A 1,111-nucleotide genomic window follows, 5' to 3' on the forward strand; every position below is an offset into this window, starting at 1 on the left:
TTTTTTTCATTGTCAAAAATTTTCATATCAAGTTCGCGTCTTTTATTTTTGATAAGTGATTGCTCAGCGTCACGTAAATACGCTACCATTTCCATCTTTATAAATTCATTTCGGATCATGGCTAATGAACCATCTATATGTGCTTGAAGATCTGCAATATCTTTCAGGTTTTCTTTTGTTTTAACTTCACCTAATAGATTTTTGAGGTATTGAAAACGATTTTCTGCGATTTCAAAAGTTTCTAAACTTACAGCTTTATCTAGTATCGATGCAAATTTTAAGCGTTCCGAAATAGCTTTGCCCATTTGATTAAAAGACCCAGAAATTTTGTTTTCGTCCTCTAATACCTTTTGATATGATTCTCTTGAAAGCTTATCACTCTTATAGAGCAATTCTGGTTCTTTGAGAAAAAAACTAGAAAAGTCTATTGTTTTAGATCCAGTTTTCTGACTCTTTGTTATAGCTTGATAGGTTTTTTCTATTTGTGAATTTTGTTCTTTTTTCAACGCAAGCTGTTTTTTTAAGAGCTCAATAATTTCCTCTTTTTTTAATAGATTAATAAGCTCCAGATATTCTGCTGGTGAAGCAGACACGAAAGCTGGTTTAGATGGCTTAGAGCCACTAGGTTGAGAAGGTGCGGGATTTATTTCCGTTCCAAAAGTAGAAGGATTGTTTGTAACATTGGGGGGATTATATGGTGGAATGTAACTTGGTGGTACTTTTGGTTTATACTTGGTGCTTGAATCGAGCCCTCCTGACCCCAGACTAGGAACTGCAAAACGGCTATGAGCTCCTCCTTGCTTAGTAAGAGTGTTACTTCTTACTAAGTTTGTTGTTCCAAGAAACGCACTAATTGCTATGATAATAATCAGCTTTTGCATATTTTATTCCTTTTAATTTTCACATATTTAGAAGACTGACCATTACATTATTAACTTCATAAATCAGTTGATAAGATCACGTTCTAAGCCACGGCTTTCTTCATAATAACTTCTAAGTTGTTCGGCTTTCACTGGTTTTGCTTGTTTTGTTTTCATCTGTTTGCTCGCTTGATTTCGGCAGGGATTGTTTTATTAATAGGCACCCGGTTCCTATCATTTGGCTGTTTTAG

1 protein-coding gene and 2 pseudogenes are annotated in these 1,111 nt (G+C 34.6%); all 3 read right to left on the reverse strand.

Translation table 11 applies throughout. The features are described 5' to 3' along the window. On the reverse strand, positions 1 to 881 hold an 881-nt coding region (locus ACFILU_RS05835; protein WP_375675153.1), incomplete at its 3' end, for a type IV secretion system protein. 66 nt (positions 882 to 947) lie between these two features. After that, positions 948 to 1,037 (reverse strand): annotated as a pseudogene (locus tag ACFILU_RS05840) (TrwG protein); the annotation flags it as partial. Then, positions 1,034 to 1,111: pseudogene (locus ACFILU_RS05845) on the reverse strand (TrwH protein); the annotation flags it as partial. The pseudogenes ACFILU_RS05845 and ACFILU_RS05840, both read right to left, overlap by 4 nt.

It is taken from the genome of Bartonella sp. CL100XZDX, from assembly GCF_042195375.1.
Taxonomy (GTDB): Bacteria; Pseudomonadota; Alphaproteobacteria; order Rhizobiales; family Rhizobiaceae; genus Bartonella.